Annotated in this window: 15 protein-coding genes; all 15 read left to right on the forward strand. The window is 38.5% G+C overall.

Annotation, left to right across the window (positions count from 1 at the left end):
• Window positions 1–33 precede the first annotated feature (33 nt).
• The 15 genes from purD to D1B32_RS18680 all read left to right on the forward strand — a co-directional run bounded on the left by purD (window position 34) and on the right by D1B32_RS18680 (window position 18,354).
• A complete protein-coding gene (purD, locus tag D1B32_RS18615) occupies window positions 34–1,278 on the forward strand; it encodes a phosphoribosylamine--glycine ligase (protein ID WP_118890124.1) in 1,245 nt (414 codons plus the stop codon).
• A gap of 273 nt (window positions 1,279–1,551) precedes the next feature.
• Entirely contained in the window at window positions 1,552–3,291 is a 1,740-nt protein-coding gene (locus tag D1B32_RS18620; RefSeq protein ID WP_095312643.1) for an adenine deaminase C-terminal domain-containing protein, read from the forward strand.
• A gap of 42 nt (window positions 3,292–3,333) precedes the next feature.
• A complete protein-coding gene (locus tag D1B32_RS18625) occupies window positions 3,334–4,386 on the forward strand; it encodes a DUF3048 domain-containing protein (protein WP_118890125.1) in 1,053 nt (350 codons plus the stop codon).
• Between the two features lie 21 nt (window positions 4,387–4,407).
• Window positions 4,408–4,704, forward strand: coding sequence for a YerC/YecD family TrpR-related protein (locus D1B32_RS18630; protein WP_118890126.1), 297 nt, complete (start codon window positions 4,408–4,410; stop codon window positions 4,702–4,704).
• A gap of 370 nt (window positions 4,705–5,074) precedes the next feature.
• Window positions 5,075–5,764, forward strand: a complete 690-nt coding sequence (gene pcrB, locus D1B32_RS18635) for a heptaprenylglyceryl phosphate synthase (protein ID WP_118890127.1) — start codon at window positions 5,075–5,077, stop codon at window positions 5,762–5,764.
• A gap of 19 nt (window positions 5,765–5,783) precedes the next feature.
• Window positions 5,784–8,009, forward strand: coding sequence for a DNA helicase PcrA (pcrA, locus tag D1B32_RS18640; protein WP_095312645.1), 2,226 nt, complete (start codon window positions 5,784–5,786; stop codon window positions 8,007–8,009).
• A 10-nt stretch (window positions 8,010–8,019) separates the two neighbouring features.
• A complete protein-coding gene (gene ligA / locus D1B32_RS18645) occupies window positions 8,020–10,029 on the forward strand; it encodes an NAD-dependent DNA ligase LigA (RefSeq protein WP_118890128.1) in 2,010 nt (669 codons plus the stop codon).
• Between the two features lie 13 nt (window positions 10,030–10,042).
• Window positions 10,043–11,149 (forward strand): CamS family sex pheromone protein, encoded by a 1,107-nt coding sequence (locus tag D1B32_RS18650; protein WP_095312647.1) that lies wholly within the window; start codon window positions 10,043–10,045, stop codon window positions 11,147–11,149.
• Window positions 11,150–11,640: 491 nt separating this feature from the next.
• Window positions 11,641–12,897, forward strand: a complete 1,257-nt coding sequence (locus D1B32_RS18655; RefSeq protein ID WP_118890129.1) for a helix-turn-helix domain-containing protein — start codon at window positions 11,641–11,643, stop codon at window positions 12,895–12,897.
• A 25-nt stretch (window positions 12,898–12,922) separates the two neighbouring features.
• Window positions 12,923–13,072, forward strand: a complete 150-nt coding sequence (locus tag D1B32_RS23880; RefSeq protein WP_158586294.1) for a hypothetical protein — start codon at window positions 12,923–12,925, stop codon at window positions 13,070–13,072.
• A gap of 272 nt (window positions 13,073–13,344) precedes the next feature.
• Window positions 13,345–13,641, forward strand: a complete 297-nt coding sequence (gatC, locus tag D1B32_RS18660) for an Asp-tRNA(Asn)/Glu-tRNA(Gln) amidotransferase subunit GatC (RefSeq protein ID WP_118890130.1) — start codon at window positions 13,345–13,347, stop codon at window positions 13,639–13,641.
• A 91-nt stretch (window positions 13,642–13,732) separates the two neighbouring features.
• Complete coding sequence (gatA, locus tag D1B32_RS18665) at window positions 13,733–15,199, forward strand: Asp-tRNA(Asn)/Glu-tRNA(Gln) amidotransferase subunit GatA (RefSeq protein WP_095312653.1); 1,467 nt, start codon at window positions 13,733–13,735, stop codon at window positions 15,197–15,199.
• Window positions 15,199–16,629, forward strand: coding sequence for an Asp-tRNA(Asn)/Glu-tRNA(Gln) amidotransferase subunit GatB (gene gatB, locus D1B32_RS18670; RefSeq protein ID WP_118890131.1), 1,431 nt, complete (start codon window positions 15,199–15,201; stop codon window positions 16,627–16,629). The genes gatA and gatB overlap by 1 nt, the downstream gene beginning before the upstream one ends.
• Window positions 16,630–16,789: 160 nt before the next feature.
• Complete coding sequence (locus D1B32_RS18675; protein ID WP_095312656.1) at window positions 16,790–17,704, forward strand: diacylglycerol kinase; 915 nt, start codon at window positions 16,790–16,792, stop codon at window positions 17,702–17,704.
• 77 nt (window positions 17,705–17,781) lie between these two features.
• The gene (locus D1B32_RS18680) at window positions 17,782–18,354 is read left to right on the forward strand and encodes a Uma2 family endonuclease (RefSeq protein WP_118890132.1); all 573 of its coding nucleotides are present in this window, start codon (window positions 17,782–17,784) and stop codon (window positions 18,352–18,354) included.
• Window positions 18,355–18,369: the final 15 nt, after the last annotated feature.

Genomic DNA, 18,369 nt, shown 5'->3' on the forward strand with positions numbered 1-18,369 from the left:
TGACTTCTCTACTCGATTTAAGGAGGGTTCCAATTGAAAGTGTTAGTAGTCGGACGTGGTGGTCGTGAACATAGTATCGTTATGAAGCTTGCTGAAAGTAAAGCAATCACAACCCTTTATACAGCGCCAGGTAATGGTGGAATTCGGGAGCGGGCAACTTGTATTGCGATTGATGAAATGGATATTGAAGGGCTTTTGTCCTTTGCAAAGGAAGAAGCAGTTGATTTAACCATTGTTGGTCCAGAAAATCCATTAAATGAAGGAATTGCCAACCGTTTCCAGGAAGAAGGATTGCGAATATTTGCCCCAACAAAAGAAGCTGCACTGCTTGAAGGAAGCAAAAGCTTTGCTAAAGAATTTATGAAAAAATATGATATCCCAACAGCGGATTATGCTGTATTTACAGAAGCTCGTGAAGCAAAAGCGTATATTGAGGAAAAAGGTGCGCCAATCGTTATCAAAGCAGATGGACTGGCAGCGGGAAAAGGAGTTATCGTTGCTTTAACAAAAGAAGAAGCCCTAAATGCAGTAGACGATATGCTCATATCTAAAGCTTTTTCGAATGCTGGAGCTACTGTGGTTATCGAGGAATTTTTAGATGGAAAAGAATTCTCACTTATGGCATTTGTTCATGAAAATCAAGTCTATCCAATGGTAACAGCGCGTGACCATAAACGTGCATATGACCATGATGAAGGGCCGAATACGGGTGGAATGGGAGCATTTGCACCTGTGCCAGATGTTACAAAAGAGCATTTAGATTTTTCAATCGAGCATATCTTGCAAAAAACAGCTGACGGCATGATGGAGGAAGGCAGAACCTTCACAGGTATTTTATATGCTGGATTAATCATGACTGTAAAGGGTCCAAAGGTGATTGAGTTCAATACACGCTTCGGAGATCCAGAAACACAGGTTGTTTTGCCATTGTTAAAGAATGACCTTGTTCAAGTTTTCAACGATGTCTTGGATGGGAAAAATCCAGAACTAGACTGGGAGGATGCCGCATGCACAGGTGTTGTTGTAGCATCTAAAGGCTATCCAGGTACATATGAAAAAGAAGCGCCAATTCCATCATTTAATGTCACGGACAATACGTTTGTTGTTCATGCAGGAACTAAGCTGAAAGGTGACACAATCGTTTCGGATGGTGGCCGTGTCCTCTTGGTGGGTGCTAAATCTACCTCTCTAAAAGCGGCAACGGAGGATGTCTACCAGTTGCTTCATCCGCACGTGGAGCACTCAGCATTTTTCTTTAGAAATGATATAGGTAAATAGTTAACCCTCTCCCAGGTTTTATTCTAACAAGGGAGAGGTTTTTTTCTGTCCGTCACTTTTGCAGATAAATCTACTCTCGCAGTTCTTCAGATTCTTGAATAATCCACACCCTACTAGAACTACGTCCATTCGACGGAATCAGTTATGTTTGCAGATTATTAGACTTAATTTTCAATTTTATTAAGTTAATTTAAATTTATAATTAATTAACCCTTTTAAAGTGAAAATATGGTAAAATAAAGCAAATGGTTGATGAGAGAGTTGGGATATGAAATGATCAATGGATTGAATTGGCGTAACCGTGAACTAAGACAGCATGTAAAAGTGATTGATGGCTTAGTAGCACCAACACTTGTACTGAAAAACAGCACGTATTTAAATGTATATACAAAACAATGGTTAGAAGCTAATATATGGATTTTTAATGACCGCATTATTTATGTTGGTGAACAATTACCAAAGCAGCTTGATGGTGTAGAGGTAGTTGATTGTACTGGGAAATACTTGGTTCCAGGATATATTGAACCCCATGCACACCCATTTCAATTAGCGAACCCGGAAGCATTAGCATTTCATGCTGCAAGATTCGGTACAACAACATTGGTTAATGACAGCTTAACGTGGAATTTGACATTAGACAAAAAGAAAGCGTTTTCTATAATAGAGGAGTTCAATAAATTACCGACTTCGATGTATTGGTGGGCGCGATTTGATTCACAAACAGCCTTGAACGATGAAGAAGAATTTTACAACACTCCAGATGTTCTATCATGGTTATCACATCCAAATGTCGTGCAGGGTGGCGAATTAACAGCATGGCCTAGTCTTCTTGCTGGAAATGACCGGCTGCTCTATTGGATTCAGGAAGCAAAGCGGCTTGGGAAACCAGTGGAAGGGCATTTGCCAGGAGCATCGGAGAAAACATTAACAAAAATGAAGCTGCTAGGTGTGAGTGCAGACCATGAGGCGATGACAGGTGAAGAAGTCATTCGCCGCTTGCGACTCGGATATAGTGCTGCATTGCGTTATTCTGTTATACGTCCAGATTTACCGATTCTTATAGAAGAAATTCTTGAATCGGGTCTCAAGCATTTTGATAATTTGATGTTCACGATGGATGGACCAACACCGGCATTTATGCAAAAAGGAATCATTAATGTTTGTCTTGAAATTGCGTTAGACAAAGGAATTCCGTTGGAAGAAGCATATCGTATGGCAAGCTATAATGCAGCAAAACACTTCCATCTTGATGAACAGATTGGTAGTATCGCACCAGGGCGCGTTGCTCACATTAATATATTAACAGACAAAGCCAACCCGCATCCGGAGAGTGTTTTGGCAAAAGGACAATGGATAATGCGTGAGCAACAAGTGCAAGTTTCCGAGTCGAAGATTAATTGGGAAAAGTATGGAATCGAGCCAGCAGCCTTTGACTGGGATTTAGATGAAGGGGATTTGCAATTTTCCGTTCCGATTGGATTAGAAATGGTTAACAATGTAATCGTAAAGCCGTACAGTATTGAGGTAGATATTAATGTCGAAGATTTATCAGAAGCGAATGGTGATCAATTTCTACTATTAATGGATCGAAAAGGTACATGGCGAGTCAATACGACAATTCGTGGCTTTGCACCAGGCTTAGGTGGTATAGCAAGCAGTTTTTCTGCTTCTGGTGATATTGTGTTTATCGGGAAAAACAAAAAGGATATTCTACTTTCATGGCAACGCTTGAAAGAAATTGGCGGTGGTATTGTCCTTGTGCATGATGGAGAAATATTAGCGGAGATACCTCTTGAGCTTGATGGATTTATATCAAAAAAATCAATTCAAAACCTTATCGAAGAAGAAGAAAAATTAAAGGGATGCTTAAAAAAGGCTGGTTATGCTTTTAGTGATCCATTTTATAGTCTTCTATTTCTATCATCAACCCATTTACCGTTCTTACGCATTACGCAACAAGGGCTGGTGGACATAAAGAATCGGACAATTCTCTTCCCAGCAACGATGCGATAGCATATAATAGAACATAGACTAAATTAGAGAGTGTGGACATAAATGAAAAAACTACTTTTGTTAACACTAACGGTCTTTGTTCTAGCACTTGCAGCTTGTTCGTCGGATAATCAAGCGTCAGATGATAATAAAGAGAAGGACAATGTTCCCGAACAGCAACCAGAGGGGAATGATCGTTATGCAGCTACATTTCCATTTTCAGGAATCGAAACTGACGAGTCTGTAGACAATCGAACGATTGGTGTCATGATAAATAATCATGCTGCAGCAAGACCACAATCTGGGTTATCAGAAGCAGATATCGTTTTTGAAATTTTAGCTGAAGGAACAATTACTCGATTTCTTGCTTTATATCAAAGTGAATTGCCAGAAGTCGTCGGACCAGTTAGAAGTGCGAGAGAATATTATTTCGAGCTTGCTGAGGGATATGACGCAATTTATGTGTATCATGGTGCAGCAGATTTTGTAAATGATATGATTGTGAATCGGGGCATTAATTTCTTAAATGGTTCTACCTATGATAATGATGGGATTCTATTTAAAAGAGAATCCTTCCGAAAAGCACCACATAATTCATATCTGCAGCTGGGTGCTGTTTATGATGTAGCATCAACGAAAGGATATGAAACAACAAGTACGCAGGAGTCGCTGAACTTTCTAACGGAAGAGAAAATTGAAACGCTTGATGGCGAAAAGGCTGCACAAGTTAAGGTTGAGTATGGCGATAATACATCAGAAAGCGTTGAATACACATATGATGAAGCTAGTGGAAAGTATGCACGCTCCAGTAATGGAGAGCCGTCAGTTGATTTAAATACAGAAACTGCAATCCAAGTGGATAATGTTTTTATAGTAGAAGCCTTCCATGAAGTAATCGATGATTCAGGACGCAGGGCGATTGACTTGAAAACAGGCGGAGATGGATACCTAATTCAAAAAGGCCAAGTACAGGAGATTCAATGGGAAAACAAAGATGGAAGAATCATTCCTGTAAAAGATGGCCAGCCGATTGGTCTTGTCCCTGGAAAGACATGGGTCAATGTTGTACCAACAGATCCTGGAATCAAGCAGTCTGTCACAATATCAAATGAGTAGAATAGTCAGGAGGGTTTTGTCTTGCAAATCGATAAACTACGTGGAAAACAGTTAGATCAATTATTCGAAGCAATCCTATCACTGGAAAATATAGAAGAGTGCTATCGCTTTTTTGATGATATTGCAACAATGTCTGAAATACAGTCTATTTCACAGCGCTTGCAGGTTGCTAAGATGCTGACAGAAGGAAAGACATATAGTGCAATTGAAAATGAAACAAAAGCATCAACAGCAACGATATCCCGTGTACGAAGATGTCTCAATTACGGCAGCGATGGTTATATGATGGTTTTAGATAGAATTAAGGAAAAAGAATAGAAACCGTGTCCCAGCTTGGGCTACGGTTTCTATTCTTTTGTTCCTGCATAGGGAACTATAAAATTTGAATGCTGTGGATAACTTAGTTACCTAAACGGCTACGTCCAGCTCCAGCGCCCAGCGACTAGCGAGACTTCCTTCACCTCCGTACGATAAGTCAACATCGGCTCCCTGCGGTCGCCGTGTTTCCTTTATCTCCTACGGCTCAGTCCAGTCCGTACGTCGCTAACCGGGCGCTTGCGCTTTTGTTCCACAGTTATCTATCCTATTACTTTATTTCGATTTCATAAACATTCCTCAAATTGCTAAATTCCAACCTTGATTTTTGGTATAATAGACTAATGTAAAATGATGATGGAGGAATCAACCTTTGAAGACAATTAATGAATGGAAACATATATTTAAGCTTGATCCAGCAAAAGAGATTTCGGATGAGGATTTAGATCTAATTTGTGAATCAGGTACGGATGCAATAATCGTTGGCGGAACGGATGATGTAACATTGGACGGTGTACTTGATTTATTATCACGGATTCGCCGCAGCCATACGGTTCCATGTGTTTTGGAGATATCGAATGAAGAAGCACTTACTCCCGGATTTGATTACTACTTTATTCCAATGGTGCTCAATTCCAAGGAGAAAAAGTTTATGATGGATATCCAGCATAAAGCGATTAAAGAGTATATTGATATGATGGAGTACAGCGAGATATTTTTCGAAGGATACTGTATATTAAATGAGGACGCGAAAGCATTTACGCATACGAATAGCTATTTACCAGATAAAGATGATGTGAAGGCATATGCATATATGGCAGAGCATGTCTTTCACTTGCCCATCTTTTATGTAGAGTATAGTGGTACATATGGAGAACCTGAACTTGTGAAAGAAGTAAAGAACGAGCTTGATAAAACACTGCTTTTTTACGGTGGGGGAATCGAAAATCCCGAGCAAGCGAAGGAAATGAAAGAGTATGCAGATGTAATTATAGTTGGGAATAGTATCTATACCGACATCAAAAAAGCACTCAAGACAGTAGAAGCGGTAAAAGATAAATGATTCAAGGAGTGATGTAATCATGAGTCAGGCATTTGACGAAATGATAAATAGATTAAATAAAGAGCAGCAGGAAGCTGTTAGACATACAGAAGGACCATTATTAATTATGGCAGGAGCGGGAAGTGGAAAAACGAGAGTACTCACACACCGAATCGCTTACTTAATGGATGAGAAAGAGGTTTCACCGCGAAATATTCTGGCGATTACGTTTACGAATAAGGCTGCAAGAGAGATGAAGGATCGTGTGAGCAGACTTGTAGGAGCTCAAGGGGAGCAAATGTGGGTTTCAACTTTCCACTCGATGTGCGTGCGAATTTTACGTCGTGATATTGATCGGATTGGATATAGCAGCAGCTTTACAATCCTGGATAGCAGTGACCAGTTATCGGTGATTAAACAGGTGTTAAAGAATTTAAATATGGATCCGAAAAAGTTTGACCCCCGTGCTATGTTGGGACAAATAAGTACAGCAAAAAACGAATTAATTACCGATGAAGAATTTAGTAAACATGCGGGTAATTTTTACGATAGACAAGTAGCACAGGTCTATGAAGGGTACCAGAAAATGCTTCGAAAAAATCAATCTCTTGATTTTGATGACTTAATTATGCAGACAATCCATCTATTTCAACGTATCCCTGAAGTGTTAGAATACTATCAACGTCGTTTTCAATATATTCATGTGGATGAGTATCAGGATACCAACCATGCACAATACTATTTAGTAAAACAGCTGGCAAGTCGTTATCAAAACCTTTGTGTTGTTGGGGATTCAGACCAGTCGATTTATCGCTGGCGAGGAGCAGATATTAAGAATATCCTTTCTTTTGAAAATGATTATCCAAGTGCGAAGACAGTGTTTTTAGAACAAAATTATCGTTCGACAAAATCAATTCTTGCAGCTGCGAATAAAGTCATTGGAAATAATGCTGGACGTAAACCGAAGAATTTATGGACAGAAAATGATGAAGGTCAGAAAATAAGCTATTTCCAAGGTGCAACAGAACAGGAAGAAGCTCTTTATATAACAGATAAGATTCAGGAGCTAACTCGGAATAAAGAGTATTCACCAAGTGAAGTTGCGGTTTTATACCGAACCAATGCGCAGTCCCGTGCAATTGAGGACACACTATTAAAGTCTGGTATTTCTTATCAAATGGTTGGAGGTATGCGATTCTACGACAGGAAAGAAATTAAAGATATGGTGGCCTATTTACGATTAATTACCAACCCGGATGATGACTTAAGCTTTGAACGTGTGGTGAATGAGCCCAAAAGAGGAATTGGGAAAACATCTGTTGAACGACTTCGTGCATATGCAGCAGAGCACGGCATTTCCTTCTATGAGGCAGTGAAGGAAGTAGACTTTACAGGTGTTTCAGGCAAAGCAGCAAATGCACTTGCAGCCTTTGGTAATTTAATCAAAACGTTAAATCAACAACAGGATTTCCTGACTGCAACAGATATGGTTCAAGCAGTTTTAGAACGAACTGGCTATGAAGAAATGCTTTTAAATGAGAAATCAATCGAAGCACAAAGTCGTTTAGAGAACTTAGAAGAGTTTATGACGGTGACAAAGGATTTTGAAGAGACAAGTGAAGATAAAACACTAATTTCATTTCTAACGGATCTAGCCTTAATCGCAGATATTGATCGTGTGGATGAAGAAGATCCGGACAATGAGGAAAAAATTACATTAATGACGCTCCATGCTGCAAAAGGGCTGGAATTCCCGGTCGTCTTTTTAATCGGTATGGAGGAGAATGTTTTTCCACATAGTCGTTCATTAATGGATGAAGAGGAAATGCAAGAGGAACGACGCCTCGCGTATGTAGGAATAACCCGAGCAGAAAAAGAGCTTTATTTAACACATGCAAAAATGCGCACTCTATATGGCAGAACGAATATGAACCCCATCAGTCGATTTATCAATGAAATCCCGAGAGAATTGATTGAGGGAATGGAAGAAACTAGAAACACGATGTTTGGCAGCATATTCAGTAAACCTAAGGATGTCCAAAGCCCAGCACCTGTGAAGCGAAAAGCAGAGCGGATGCAAACAACAACTGGAGCAGAAGATAAGGATTGGTTCCCAGGAGATAAAGCGAATCATAAAAAATGGGGCATTGGCACAGTTGTGAAAGTTCAGGGAGATGGAGACAAAATGGAATTGGATGTTGCCTTCCCAGCACCCGTAGGTATCAAACGATTGCTTGCAAAATTCGCACCAATCACGAAAGAATAGGAGTCAGCTAATGGATAAACAAAAAGCGCAGGATCAAATACAAGGACTGATCGAATTACTGAATCAATATGGTTATGAATATTATGTGCTCGATAAGCCAAGCGTACCGGATGCAGAGTATGATGAAAAGCTAAGAGAATTACAGGAACTCGAAAAGCAATTCCCAGAGTTCCTTTCTGAGAACTCTCCAACACAGCGTATTGGTGGAGAACCATTGGATGCATTTAAAAAAGTGCAGCACAATGTGCCAATGCTAAGCCTTGGTAATGCATTTAATGAGCAGGATCTTAGAGATTTTGCTAGGAGAGCAAGTAATGGAACGGACGAACCCCTTACGTTTGTGTGTGAGCTTAAAATTGATGGACTTGCTATTTCTCTAACCTATGAAAATGGTAAGTTTGTTCGTGGTGCAACTCGTGGTGATGGAACAACGGGTGAGGACATTACTGCAAATTTAAGAACGATTCGCAGTATCCCGCTCTCCATTAAAGATGAAGCAACACTAGAAGTTCGCGGAGAAGCTTTTATGCCGCATAAGTCATTCCTTGCATTGAATGAAAAGCGAGAGAAAAATGAAGAAGAGCCATTTGCTAACCCGCGGAATGCTGCGGCTGGGTCTTTAAGACAGCTTGACCCTAAAATAGCTGCCCAGCGTAATCTTGACATCTATTTATATGGTGTTGGTGAGTGGAATGATAGCTCCATTACGTCACACAGTGAACGACTTGAGAAATTGAAAGAGCTTGGATTTAAGACAAATCCAGAATGGAAAAAATGTGAAACAATTGATGAAGTCATCGAATTTGTTAACTATTGGACGAAAGAACGCCCGAATTTATCCTATGAGATTGACGGGATTGTGATAAAAGTCGATGATTTAAATCAGCAAGATGAGCTCGGCTATACTGCAAAAAGCCCTCGCTGGGCAATCGCTTATAAGTTTCCAGCGGAAGAAGCCATCACAAAGCTTCGAGATATCGAGCTAAGTATCGGCAGAACTGGTGTGATTACACCAACTGCAATTCTCGATCCTGTAAAGGTTGCTGGATCTACAGTACAACGTGCTTCACTGCATAATGAAGATTTAATTCGTGAGCAAGATATCCGAATTGGTGATACAGTCGTTATTAAAAAGGCAGGCGATATCATTCCAAAAGTCGTCCGTGTCGTGGAAGAAAAGCGGAACGGGGAAGAGCAAGAATTCCATATGCCAACAGAGTGTCCTGCTTGTGGCAGTGAAGTTGTTCGATTGGAGGAAGAAGTGGCGCTTCGCTGTATTAACCCGAATTGCCCAGCACAGCTCATGGAAGGACTCATTCACTTTGTATCTAGAAATGCAATGAATATTGACGGGCTTGGAGAAAAAGTAATTATACAGCTTTTCCAAAACGAGCTCATTCACACAATGGCAGATTTATATCGATTGGAACGAGAAGAATTACTCAACCTGGAGCGAATGGGTGAAAAATCTGTATCTAATTTGCTGGAAGCGATCGAAGCATCGAAAGAGAATTCATTGGAGAGACTGTTATTTGGCCTGGGCATTCGTTTCATAGGAGAAAAGGCAGCTAAAACGCTTGCGATGGAATTTGAAACAATGGATAATCTACAGCAGGCTACATTTGAAGATCTTGTAGCTATTGATGAAATTGGCGATAAGATGGCTGATTCCATTGCACAATATTTTACCGAGGAAAAAGTGGTTGAACTCTTAGATGACCTACGTGGATTACAGATTAATATGGAATATAAGGGTCCAAAAAAGTCAGCCCAACAGGACGAGGGTGACACTGTTTTTGCCGGTAAGACAATTGTATTAACAGGGAAGATGGAAGAGTTTTCTCGAAATGAAGCAAAAGCCTTCATTGAATCGCTCGGTGGGACAGTTACCGGAAGTGTAAGTAAAAAGACAGACATTCTCATAGCTGGGGAGGATGCTGGATCGAAATATGAAAAAGCCGTGAAACTCGGTGTTGAAATATGGAATGAACAGCAGCTAAAAGCAGTTGTGGAAGAATAAGGAGTGTTAAACTTTGAAAAAAATAAGTGCTGTTTTGTTATGTACACTCCTAATTATAACGGGATGTGTACAAACACCAACCGAAGAAGAAGTGCTGCAAAATGATGATACTGAACAAGAAACTTCTATTGTCCCTAGCTATCAATTATCGGATGAAAATTATAAAATGATTCTTCCTTACAAAACGAGTCAGGCGAGAGGTGTTATTGTCAATCAATTGGCAAACCGAGTAGACATTGATGAGATGGAGCAAGGCCTGCAGCGGTTATCAAAGGATGTTTTCGACCCAAATGATTTCTATTTTCAAGAAGGACAATATTTAACATCAGGACGAATCTATGAATGGATCGATGGTTTGAATCCACAGGTGGAAACAGGATCGGATGAGGATACGTATCGCGACAATCCGCGCTATCTATCGCATATATTGGAGCAAAATTATTTGAAACAAAATGATGATGGCACCGTTCAAATCGCAGGAATGTCTATCGGAATTGCGCTTAAATCCGTTTATCGCTTCCAAACCGAAATCGGTGGACCATATTATTATGAAAATATTTCAGAGGAAGATATGCTCGAGCAAGGTAATCGAATTGCTGAAGCTGTTGTGGAGGAGATTCGCCAAGAGGAGGGGCTAGGTGAGATTCCAATTATGGTTGCATTGTATCGAGAAGCAGAACAAGCATCACCTGTGCCAGGGAGCTTTGTCGCTAAAGCAAATGTATCAGGTGGAAGCAATTCGATAGGTGATTGGGAAGACGTTGATGAAGAAAATATTTTATTCCCTTCAGCTGAAGGAAGAGAAAAGTATTACGATGACCATGAGATTGTAACTAGTTTTGGCAATGAAATCGCTGAGTTTTTCCCTAACTATGTTGGTTTAATTGGAGAAGGATTTTATGTTGATGGTGAATTGCAAAAATTAACGATTGAGGTTCCGATAGAGTTTTATGGAAAAGCAGAGGTAATAGGTTTCACACAATATGCATATGGACTTGTTCAAGACATGTTCTCAAACTATTATGACCTTGAAATAAACATTACATCCAGTAATCAAGCAGAAAGTTTGATTTATCGAAATGCTGGTGATGAGTCGCCAACAGTTCATATTTTTCATTAAATAAGCATGTAAATGTACAAATAAGAGTGACACGTTATATGTTATAAAATATGAAAAGCTCGTTTAAATAATTGTATTTAAACGAGCTTTTTTATTGGATTTAATGCCTGGTTTTCTAAACGAATGGATTATTTAAAACTTTAGTCGTAATACAAGACTAATTATTCATATTTATTCGAATAAAATAATGGTATAATTATTTTTTAGGTGAGAAAAATCTTGTTAAATTTTTACTCCGAAAAGTTAGGGTTACTGTACCTCATTTAGTTTGTTTTTTTATTGCAGCCCTACATCCACTTCATATGATTGACATTTAGGATTCAAGGCCAGAAAAAGAAAAAACCGCGTAAATTTTCCTCTCTCAGGAAAATCAAGAAAACTAAAGTGCTGTTATACGTGCTTTTGACCTATGATTTTCCCAATATGCATTTCCGTTAAATATGATATAATACTAGTAAATAGAAATATTTCTGAATATGAGGGTGGGTATTTTGATAGAGATAGGATCATTTATAAAATTACAGCGTACAAAACAGGAAATGACCTTAAACGAACTTTCTGAAGGAATCGTATCTGTCTCCTATTTATCAAAAATTGAGAATCAGAAAACCCAGGCTAGTCCCGATATTATTCAATTATTATGCAATCGCCTTGGGATTGAGAATGATAACAGTCAAGAGGAACAGATTAAAGAAAAATGTAACAGATGGTATAGCATGCTGTTTGAGGTTAACAACAAGGAAGAAATTATAACTACATATAAAGAAATCCAGGAAATGCTGGACAAAAACCTTTCGAATAGCTTGCTAATGTTTGAGATTCATAAGATTAGATACTATCTCATAATGGAAAATTTTGATGAAGCATTGAAAAAGATTAATGAACTGAGTGAGATTGCCAGTACATTCGATAGTTTACAGCAGTTTTATTGGTTTAAATTCAAAGGGAATTATTATTCAACTGCAAGTGATTTTCAACAGGCTTTGCAAATGTATAAACTTGCAGAGGAAAAAATAAATAGAATAGATATTACTGAAGAAGAAACAGCAGATCTTCAATATACAATGTCCGTTACGCATAGCAAACTAAGACATACATTGGAGTCGATTGATTATGCAAATCGGTCTTTAGAAATTTTTATGAAACAATATAATTTCCAACGATGTGCACAGTGCCATATTATTTTAGGTATATCTTACAGACGAATCAAAATGCATGACCGTGCAATAAAAAACTATAATTTGGCAAAGCACTTGGGAGAATTGAATAAAGATAAACAAATTATTCAATTAACGAATTTAAACCTAGGTTACTTATATTCTGTAATCGCTGAGACAAACGAAGCAATTAGCTTTTATGAGAAAGTAGCAAATGACGAAGAAGTAAATTTAGAACAACGTTTAATCGCAATAACATCGATTATTAAAGAGTTTTATAATATAGATAAAATAAATGAAGTGAGAGTAGCTATTGTCAAAGCCCAGAATATACTGGACTTGGCTAAGGATAAAGGTTATTCCAAGCTATACTCCTATATTATTCATACGTTTGAATATGCAACCAATGGTGAGAATGACAGATTTGTATCATTTGTTAAGGATAAGTTTATACCTTTTTTAAAGAATCATAGTGATCATGCTAACTTGGTATTCTACTCAACAATGTTGGCTAGACACTTTGAAGAACAATATAAGTATAAAGATGCTGTAAAATATTATAAGCTTGCTAATTCAACTTATGATAATTAAATAAGCCTGTAAAGGAGGGGAGAAAATGAAAAAGCTGTTTTCAGGTGTTGCATTAGCTGCGGTACTGGCTACTGGATTCTTTTTTGCCCAGGGAGTACAGCAAGATAATGTTGAAATTGCTGGTGAACATGAGCCAAGTATCTTTAGTGTCAGCAGTTCAAGTGTATTTTTCTAAGTTTTTACTTTTACATTAATTATTTCAATTTTTTACCCTATTACTATATGATGGATTTGCCTGAAACGGAGTGGAACCTGTTTCAGGCCTTTTTTTGCGTAGATATATATAAGTAGTTTTCCAATATCCTACATAATATGCTAAGGAACTTTCATATACAACATAATTTGCCTATCTAGACCTATCTTTGCTATTATCAATAGTGTTATAATGGTACAATGAGAAAAAAATAAAGCATCACCTATATAAATTATTGATTTGGAGGTAATCACATGGCGGATATTTCAAAAGAGCAAGTGAAGCATGTAGCACACTTAGCAAGGCTCGCTGTAACGGACGAAGAGGTAGAGCAGCTTGTAGATGAACTGAGCGCAATTATCGATTATGCTGAACAATTGAATGAATTGGATACAGACGGCATTGAGCCAACAACGCATGTGCTTGATTTGAAAAATATAATGCGTAAAGATGAACCGAAGGAATGGATTACGCAAGAAGAAGCATTTAAGAATGCTCCTGATCACGAAGACGGTCATTTCCGCGTACCATCAATTCTGGGAGATAGTTAAGTTTCGAACTTTTCTATCCGTAAACAAAGACATTTGCCGCAGAAGGTCAGGCAAATTCTTTAGTTTTCTAAAACAAGGAGGGAAACCCTAGATGTCATTATTTGACCATACAATTAAAGAATTAGAAGCAAAGCTACATAATAAAGAGATTACGGTTCAGGATCTAGTCGATGAATCTTACCGTAGAATTAAAGAAGTAGACGGACAAGTAAATGCCTTTTTAACCTTGGATGAAGAAAATGCTAGGGCGAAAGCAAAAGAACTTGATGAAGCAGCAGATGCTACAGCGAGTCTATTTGGGGTTCCAGGTGGAATTAAGGATAATATCGTAACAAAAGGTGTTCGTACTACATGTGCGAGTCAGTTTTTAGATAACTTCAATGATCCGTTATACGATGCAACAGTTGTACAAAAATTAAAGAACGAACAAGCAATTTCTGTTGGAAAACTAAACATGGATGAATTTGCAATGGGATCAACCAATGAAAACTCCAGCTATACACCAACAAGAAATCCATGGAATACAGATTATGTCCCAGGAGGTTCTAGTGGTGGTTCTGCAGCAGCGGTTGCAGCAGGTGAAGTATTGTTCTCACTAGGCTCTGACACAGGTGGTTCGATTCGCCAACCAGCATCTTTCTGTGGAGTTGTAGGAATGAAGCCTACTTACGGACGTGTGTCTCGTTTTGGATTAGTTGCATTCGCATCTTCGCTTGATCAGATTGGACCAATTACAAGAACAGTAGAAGATAATGCACGAGTATTAGAGGTCATTGCAGGACATGACGAAATGGATACGACAAGTGCTAATATTGACGTGCCGAAATATACCGAAGCATTGACGAAGGACATTAGCGGGTTGAAGATTGCTGTACCGAAAGAATACTTAGCTGAAGGTGTGGCACCAGAAGTTAGAGAGTCTATTCTTGAGGCATTGAAAGTATATGAATCACTTGGTGCTACATGGGAAGAGGTTTCTTTGCCGCACTCTAAATATGCTGTATCTGCTTATTACTTATTATCTTCATCTGAAGCATCTGCTAACTTAGCTCGTTTTGACGGGGTGCGCTATGGTGTGCGTAGTGAAAATGCAGATAATCTGATTGATGTATTTAAGAAATCTCGAAGCGAAGGCTTTGGACCTGAAGTGAAAAAACGAATTATGCTCGGAACATTTGCATTAAGTTCTGGATATTACGATGCATATTATAAAAAAGCGCAAAAAGTACGTACTTTAATTAAACAGGATTTTGACAAAATCTTTGAGGACTTTGATGTTATTGTTGGACCAACTTCTCCTACACCAGCATATAAAGTAGGCGAACTTATTGATGACCCATTAACAATGTATGCAAATGATATTTTAACCATTCCAGTTAACCTTGCTGGCGTTCCAGGAATCTCCCTTCCGTGTGGATTCTCTGAAAATGGACTACCTATCGGCTTGCAAATTATTGGCAAGTACTTTGATGAAAGTACGGTATATCGTGCAGCACATGCATTTGAACAGGCAACAGAGCATCATAAAAAACGACCTCAGCTTGGAGGTGCCAACTAATGAATTTTGAAACAATAATTGGACTTGAGGTACACGTTGAATTAAAAACAAATTCGAAAATATTTAGCCCGAGTATTAATGCATTCGGATCTGATCCAAATACGAATATAAACCCAATTGATCTTGGCTATCCAGGAACACTTCCAGTTTTAAATGAAGAAGCAGTTAACTTTGCAATGAAAGCAGCTATGGCATTAAATTGTGAAATTGCGACACACACAAAGTTTGACCGTAAGAATTACTTTTACCCAGATAACCCGAAAGCATATCAAATTTCTCAGTTTGATCAGCCAATCGGTGAAAATGGCTGGATTGAAATTGAAGTAAATGGGAAAAAGAAACGTATCGGCATTACGCGTGTTCATATGGAAGAGGATGCTGGTAAATTGACTCACGGTGAAGATGGTTATTCGTATATTGACTTTAACCGTCAAGGGACACCACTGATTGAAATCGTATCAGAACCAGATATGCGCTCTCCAGAGGAAGCCTATGCATATTTGGAAAAACTAAAAAATATTATCCAGTATACAGGCGTTTCCGATGTGAAAATGCAAGAAGGTTCACTAAGATGTGATGCGAATATTTCATTACGTCCAATTGGACAAGAGAAGTTCGGTACGAAAGCAGAGCTTAAGAACTTGAATTCATTCTCCTTTGTACAAAAAGGTCTTGAATTTGAAGAGAAGCGTCAAGAGAAGGTACTCCTTTCAGGTGGCGAAATTCTTCAGGAAACACGTCGTTACGATGAGAAAACAAAAGAAACAATTCTCATGCGTGTAAAGGAAGGTTCAGATGACTATCGTTATTTCCCAGAACCAGATTTAGTACCACTATACATTGATGATGTATGGAAAGAACGTGTGCGCAGTGAAATTCCTGAACTGCCAGATGCTCGCAGAAAACGTTATGTTTCAGAACTTGGCTTATCCGAATACGATGCAAATGTATTAACGAACTCGAAGCAAGTGTCCGATTTCTTTGAGGAAGCTGTCTCGCATGGCGGTGACATCAAGCAAGTATCGAACTGGCTGATGGGTGAAGTTTCTGCATACATGAATAAACACTATAAAGAAATCCAAGAATTAGCGATTACACCAGAAGCATTGGCTAAAATGATACAGTTGATTGAAGACGGAACGATTTCCTCTAAAATTGCGAAGAAAGTATTTGCTGAGCTCGTAGAAAATGGTGGAGATCCAGAACAGATCGTAAAAGACAAAGGTCTCGTACAAATCTCTGATCCAGAGCAGCTGAAAGAAATTGTTAATAATGTGCTGGATGAGAATGAGCAATCCATTATTGACTTTAAAAGTGGAAAAGGCAAAGCGCATGGTTTCCTTGTTGGTCAAATTATGAAAGTTACAAAAGGACAAGCGAACCCGCCACTTGTTAACAAGATTCTTTCTGAAGAACTCAGCAAACGTTAAATATATATGGAAGGCTGTCATTTGCTTGCAAATGGCAGTCTCGATATGTTTTAATCCTTTTCAATTGATATGAAAAAGGCTATGATATTTATTAGATGCAAAAGTACGAGTTTTAAATGGATAAAGCCTTCAGAGTGAACATATTGGGGGAGGAAATAGAATGAAAAAGGCCCGAATAATATATAATCCGACTTCGGGGCGTGAAGCAATCAAAAGAGCATTGCCAACGATACTGGAAAAGTTTGAGGTTGCAGGTTTCGAGACATCCACACATGCTACTACTGGCGAAAATGATGCGATTGCAGCAGCGAAATCAGCGGTAGAGCGTGGCTATGATCTAATTGTAGCTGCAGGTGGTGACGGCACTATTAATGAAGTAATTAATGGAATAGCTGGTTTCGATAACCGACCAAAGCTTGGAATTATCCCTGCTGGAACAACAAATGATTTTGCCCGAGCATTGCGAATCCCACGAGATATCTATAAAGCAGTGGATATTATTTTATCGAATAAATCGATGCTGCTGGATATTGGAAAAGTCAACGAGCATTACTTTATGAATATTGCCGGTGGCGGGAAGCTAACGGAATTAACCTATGATGTACCAAGCAAGCTAAAGACAATGCTTGGACAGCTGGCATATTATATCAAAGGGATTGAAATGCTTCCATCGCTAAAACCAATTAAAGTAAAGATTGAATATGATGATGAAGTATTAGAAGATGATATTATGTTATTTCTCGTATCAAATACCAATTCGGTTGGGGGATTTGAAAAGCTCGCCCCAAGTGCGAAAATGAATGATGGATATTTTGATTTGCTAATTTTGCGCAAAACAAACCTAGCTGAATTCATTCATATTGCCTCCCTCGCTCTACGAGGCGCACATTTGGATAGTAAGAATATTATTTATAAACAAGCGAGGTACGTAAAAGTATCTGCTGATGAAAAAATGCAATTAAATATCGATGGTGAATATGGTGGGTTATTGCCTGGTGAATTTGTAAACCTACAGGAGCACATCGAATTTTGTGTGCCAGAAGAATTTATTGATATGCAGGAAGACTTGGATTAGAGTCTTCCTTTTTGGTGTTATTGACCGTTCAACAATGCTATAATAAATAATAAAATTTGCTAACTTGGGGTGATTACATGTCATTACCAAAGGAAGATCGCATTTATACGTATAACGACTATTTATCATGGCCCGAGGACGTAAGAGTAGAGATTATTGATGGTCGTCTTTATATGCAGGCAGCCCCTTCAAGAATCCATCAAGAAATTCTATCGGAGTTACATCGCCAACTTGCTAATTATCTAGTTGGAAAAGCGTGTAAGGTATATCCTGCACCATTTGAAGTGGTGTTATATCTTGATGAAGAAGATAAAGACGATAGCAGAAATGTATTCGAGCCAGATATTACGATTGTTTGCGATACCTCTAAATTAGATGATGCAGGTTGTAAAGGGGCTCCAAATATGGTCATTGAAATTTTATCACCATCGACAGGAAGAAAAGATAAACTTGAAAAGTTCAATAAATATGAGCAGGCTGGTGTTCAGGAATATTGGATTGTTGAACCCCAAGAAAAGATGGTTAGTGTTTTTACCCTCGAAGAAAGTCAAAACTACGGTAGGCCAAGTTTGTATTCAGATGAGGAAGAAATTCAAGTATCTATTTTTGATGATTTACGGATTGATTTGAAAACCGTATTTTCTTATTAGTAAAATAAGTATCTG

It is taken from the genome of Oceanobacillus profundus (assembly GCF_003515705.1).
Lineage (GTDB): Bacteria > Bacillota > Bacilli > Bacillales > Amphibacillaceae > Oceanobacillus > Oceanobacillus profundus.

Excerpts from the sequence above, each read along its gene's own strand:
- D1B32_RS18675 (WP_095312656.1), top strand. The coding sequence starts at position 16,790 with ATGAAAAAGGCCCGAATAATATATAATCCGACTTCGGGGCGTGAAGCA.
- gatB (WP_118890131.1), top strand. The coding sequence starts at position 15,199 with ATGAATTTTGAAACAATAATTGGACTTGAGGTACACGTTGAATTAAAA.
- gatC (WP_118890130.1), top strand. The coding sequence starts at position 13,345 with ATGGCGGATATTTCAAAAGAGCAAGTGAAGCATGTAGCACACTTAGCA.
- ligA (WP_118890128.1), top strand. The coding sequence starts at position 8,020 with ATGGATAAACAAAAAGCGCAGGATCAAATACAAGGACTGATCGAATTA.
- gatA (WP_095312653.1), top strand. The coding sequence starts at position 13,733 with ATGTCATTATTTGACCATACAATTAAAGAATTAGAAGCAAAGCTACAT.
- D1B32_RS23880 (WP_158586294.1), top strand. The coding sequence starts at position 12,923 with ATGAAAAAGCTGTTTTCAGGTGTTGCATTAGCTGCGGTACTGGCTACT.
- pcrA (WP_095312645.1), top strand. The coding sequence starts at position 5,784 with ATGAGTCAGGCATTTGACGAAATGATAAATAGATTAAATAAAGAGCAG.
- D1B32_RS18625 (WP_118890125.1), top strand. The coding sequence starts at position 3,334 with ATGAAAAAACTACTTTTGTTAACACTAACGGTCTTTGTTCTAGCACTT.
- D1B32_RS18620 (WP_095312643.1), top strand. The coding sequence starts at position 1,552 with ATGATCAATGGATTGAATTGGCGTAACCGTGAACTAAGACAGCATGTA.
- D1B32_RS18680 (WP_118890132.1), top strand. The coding sequence starts at position 17,782 with ATGTCATTACCAAAGGAAGATCGCATTTATACGTATAACGACTATTTA.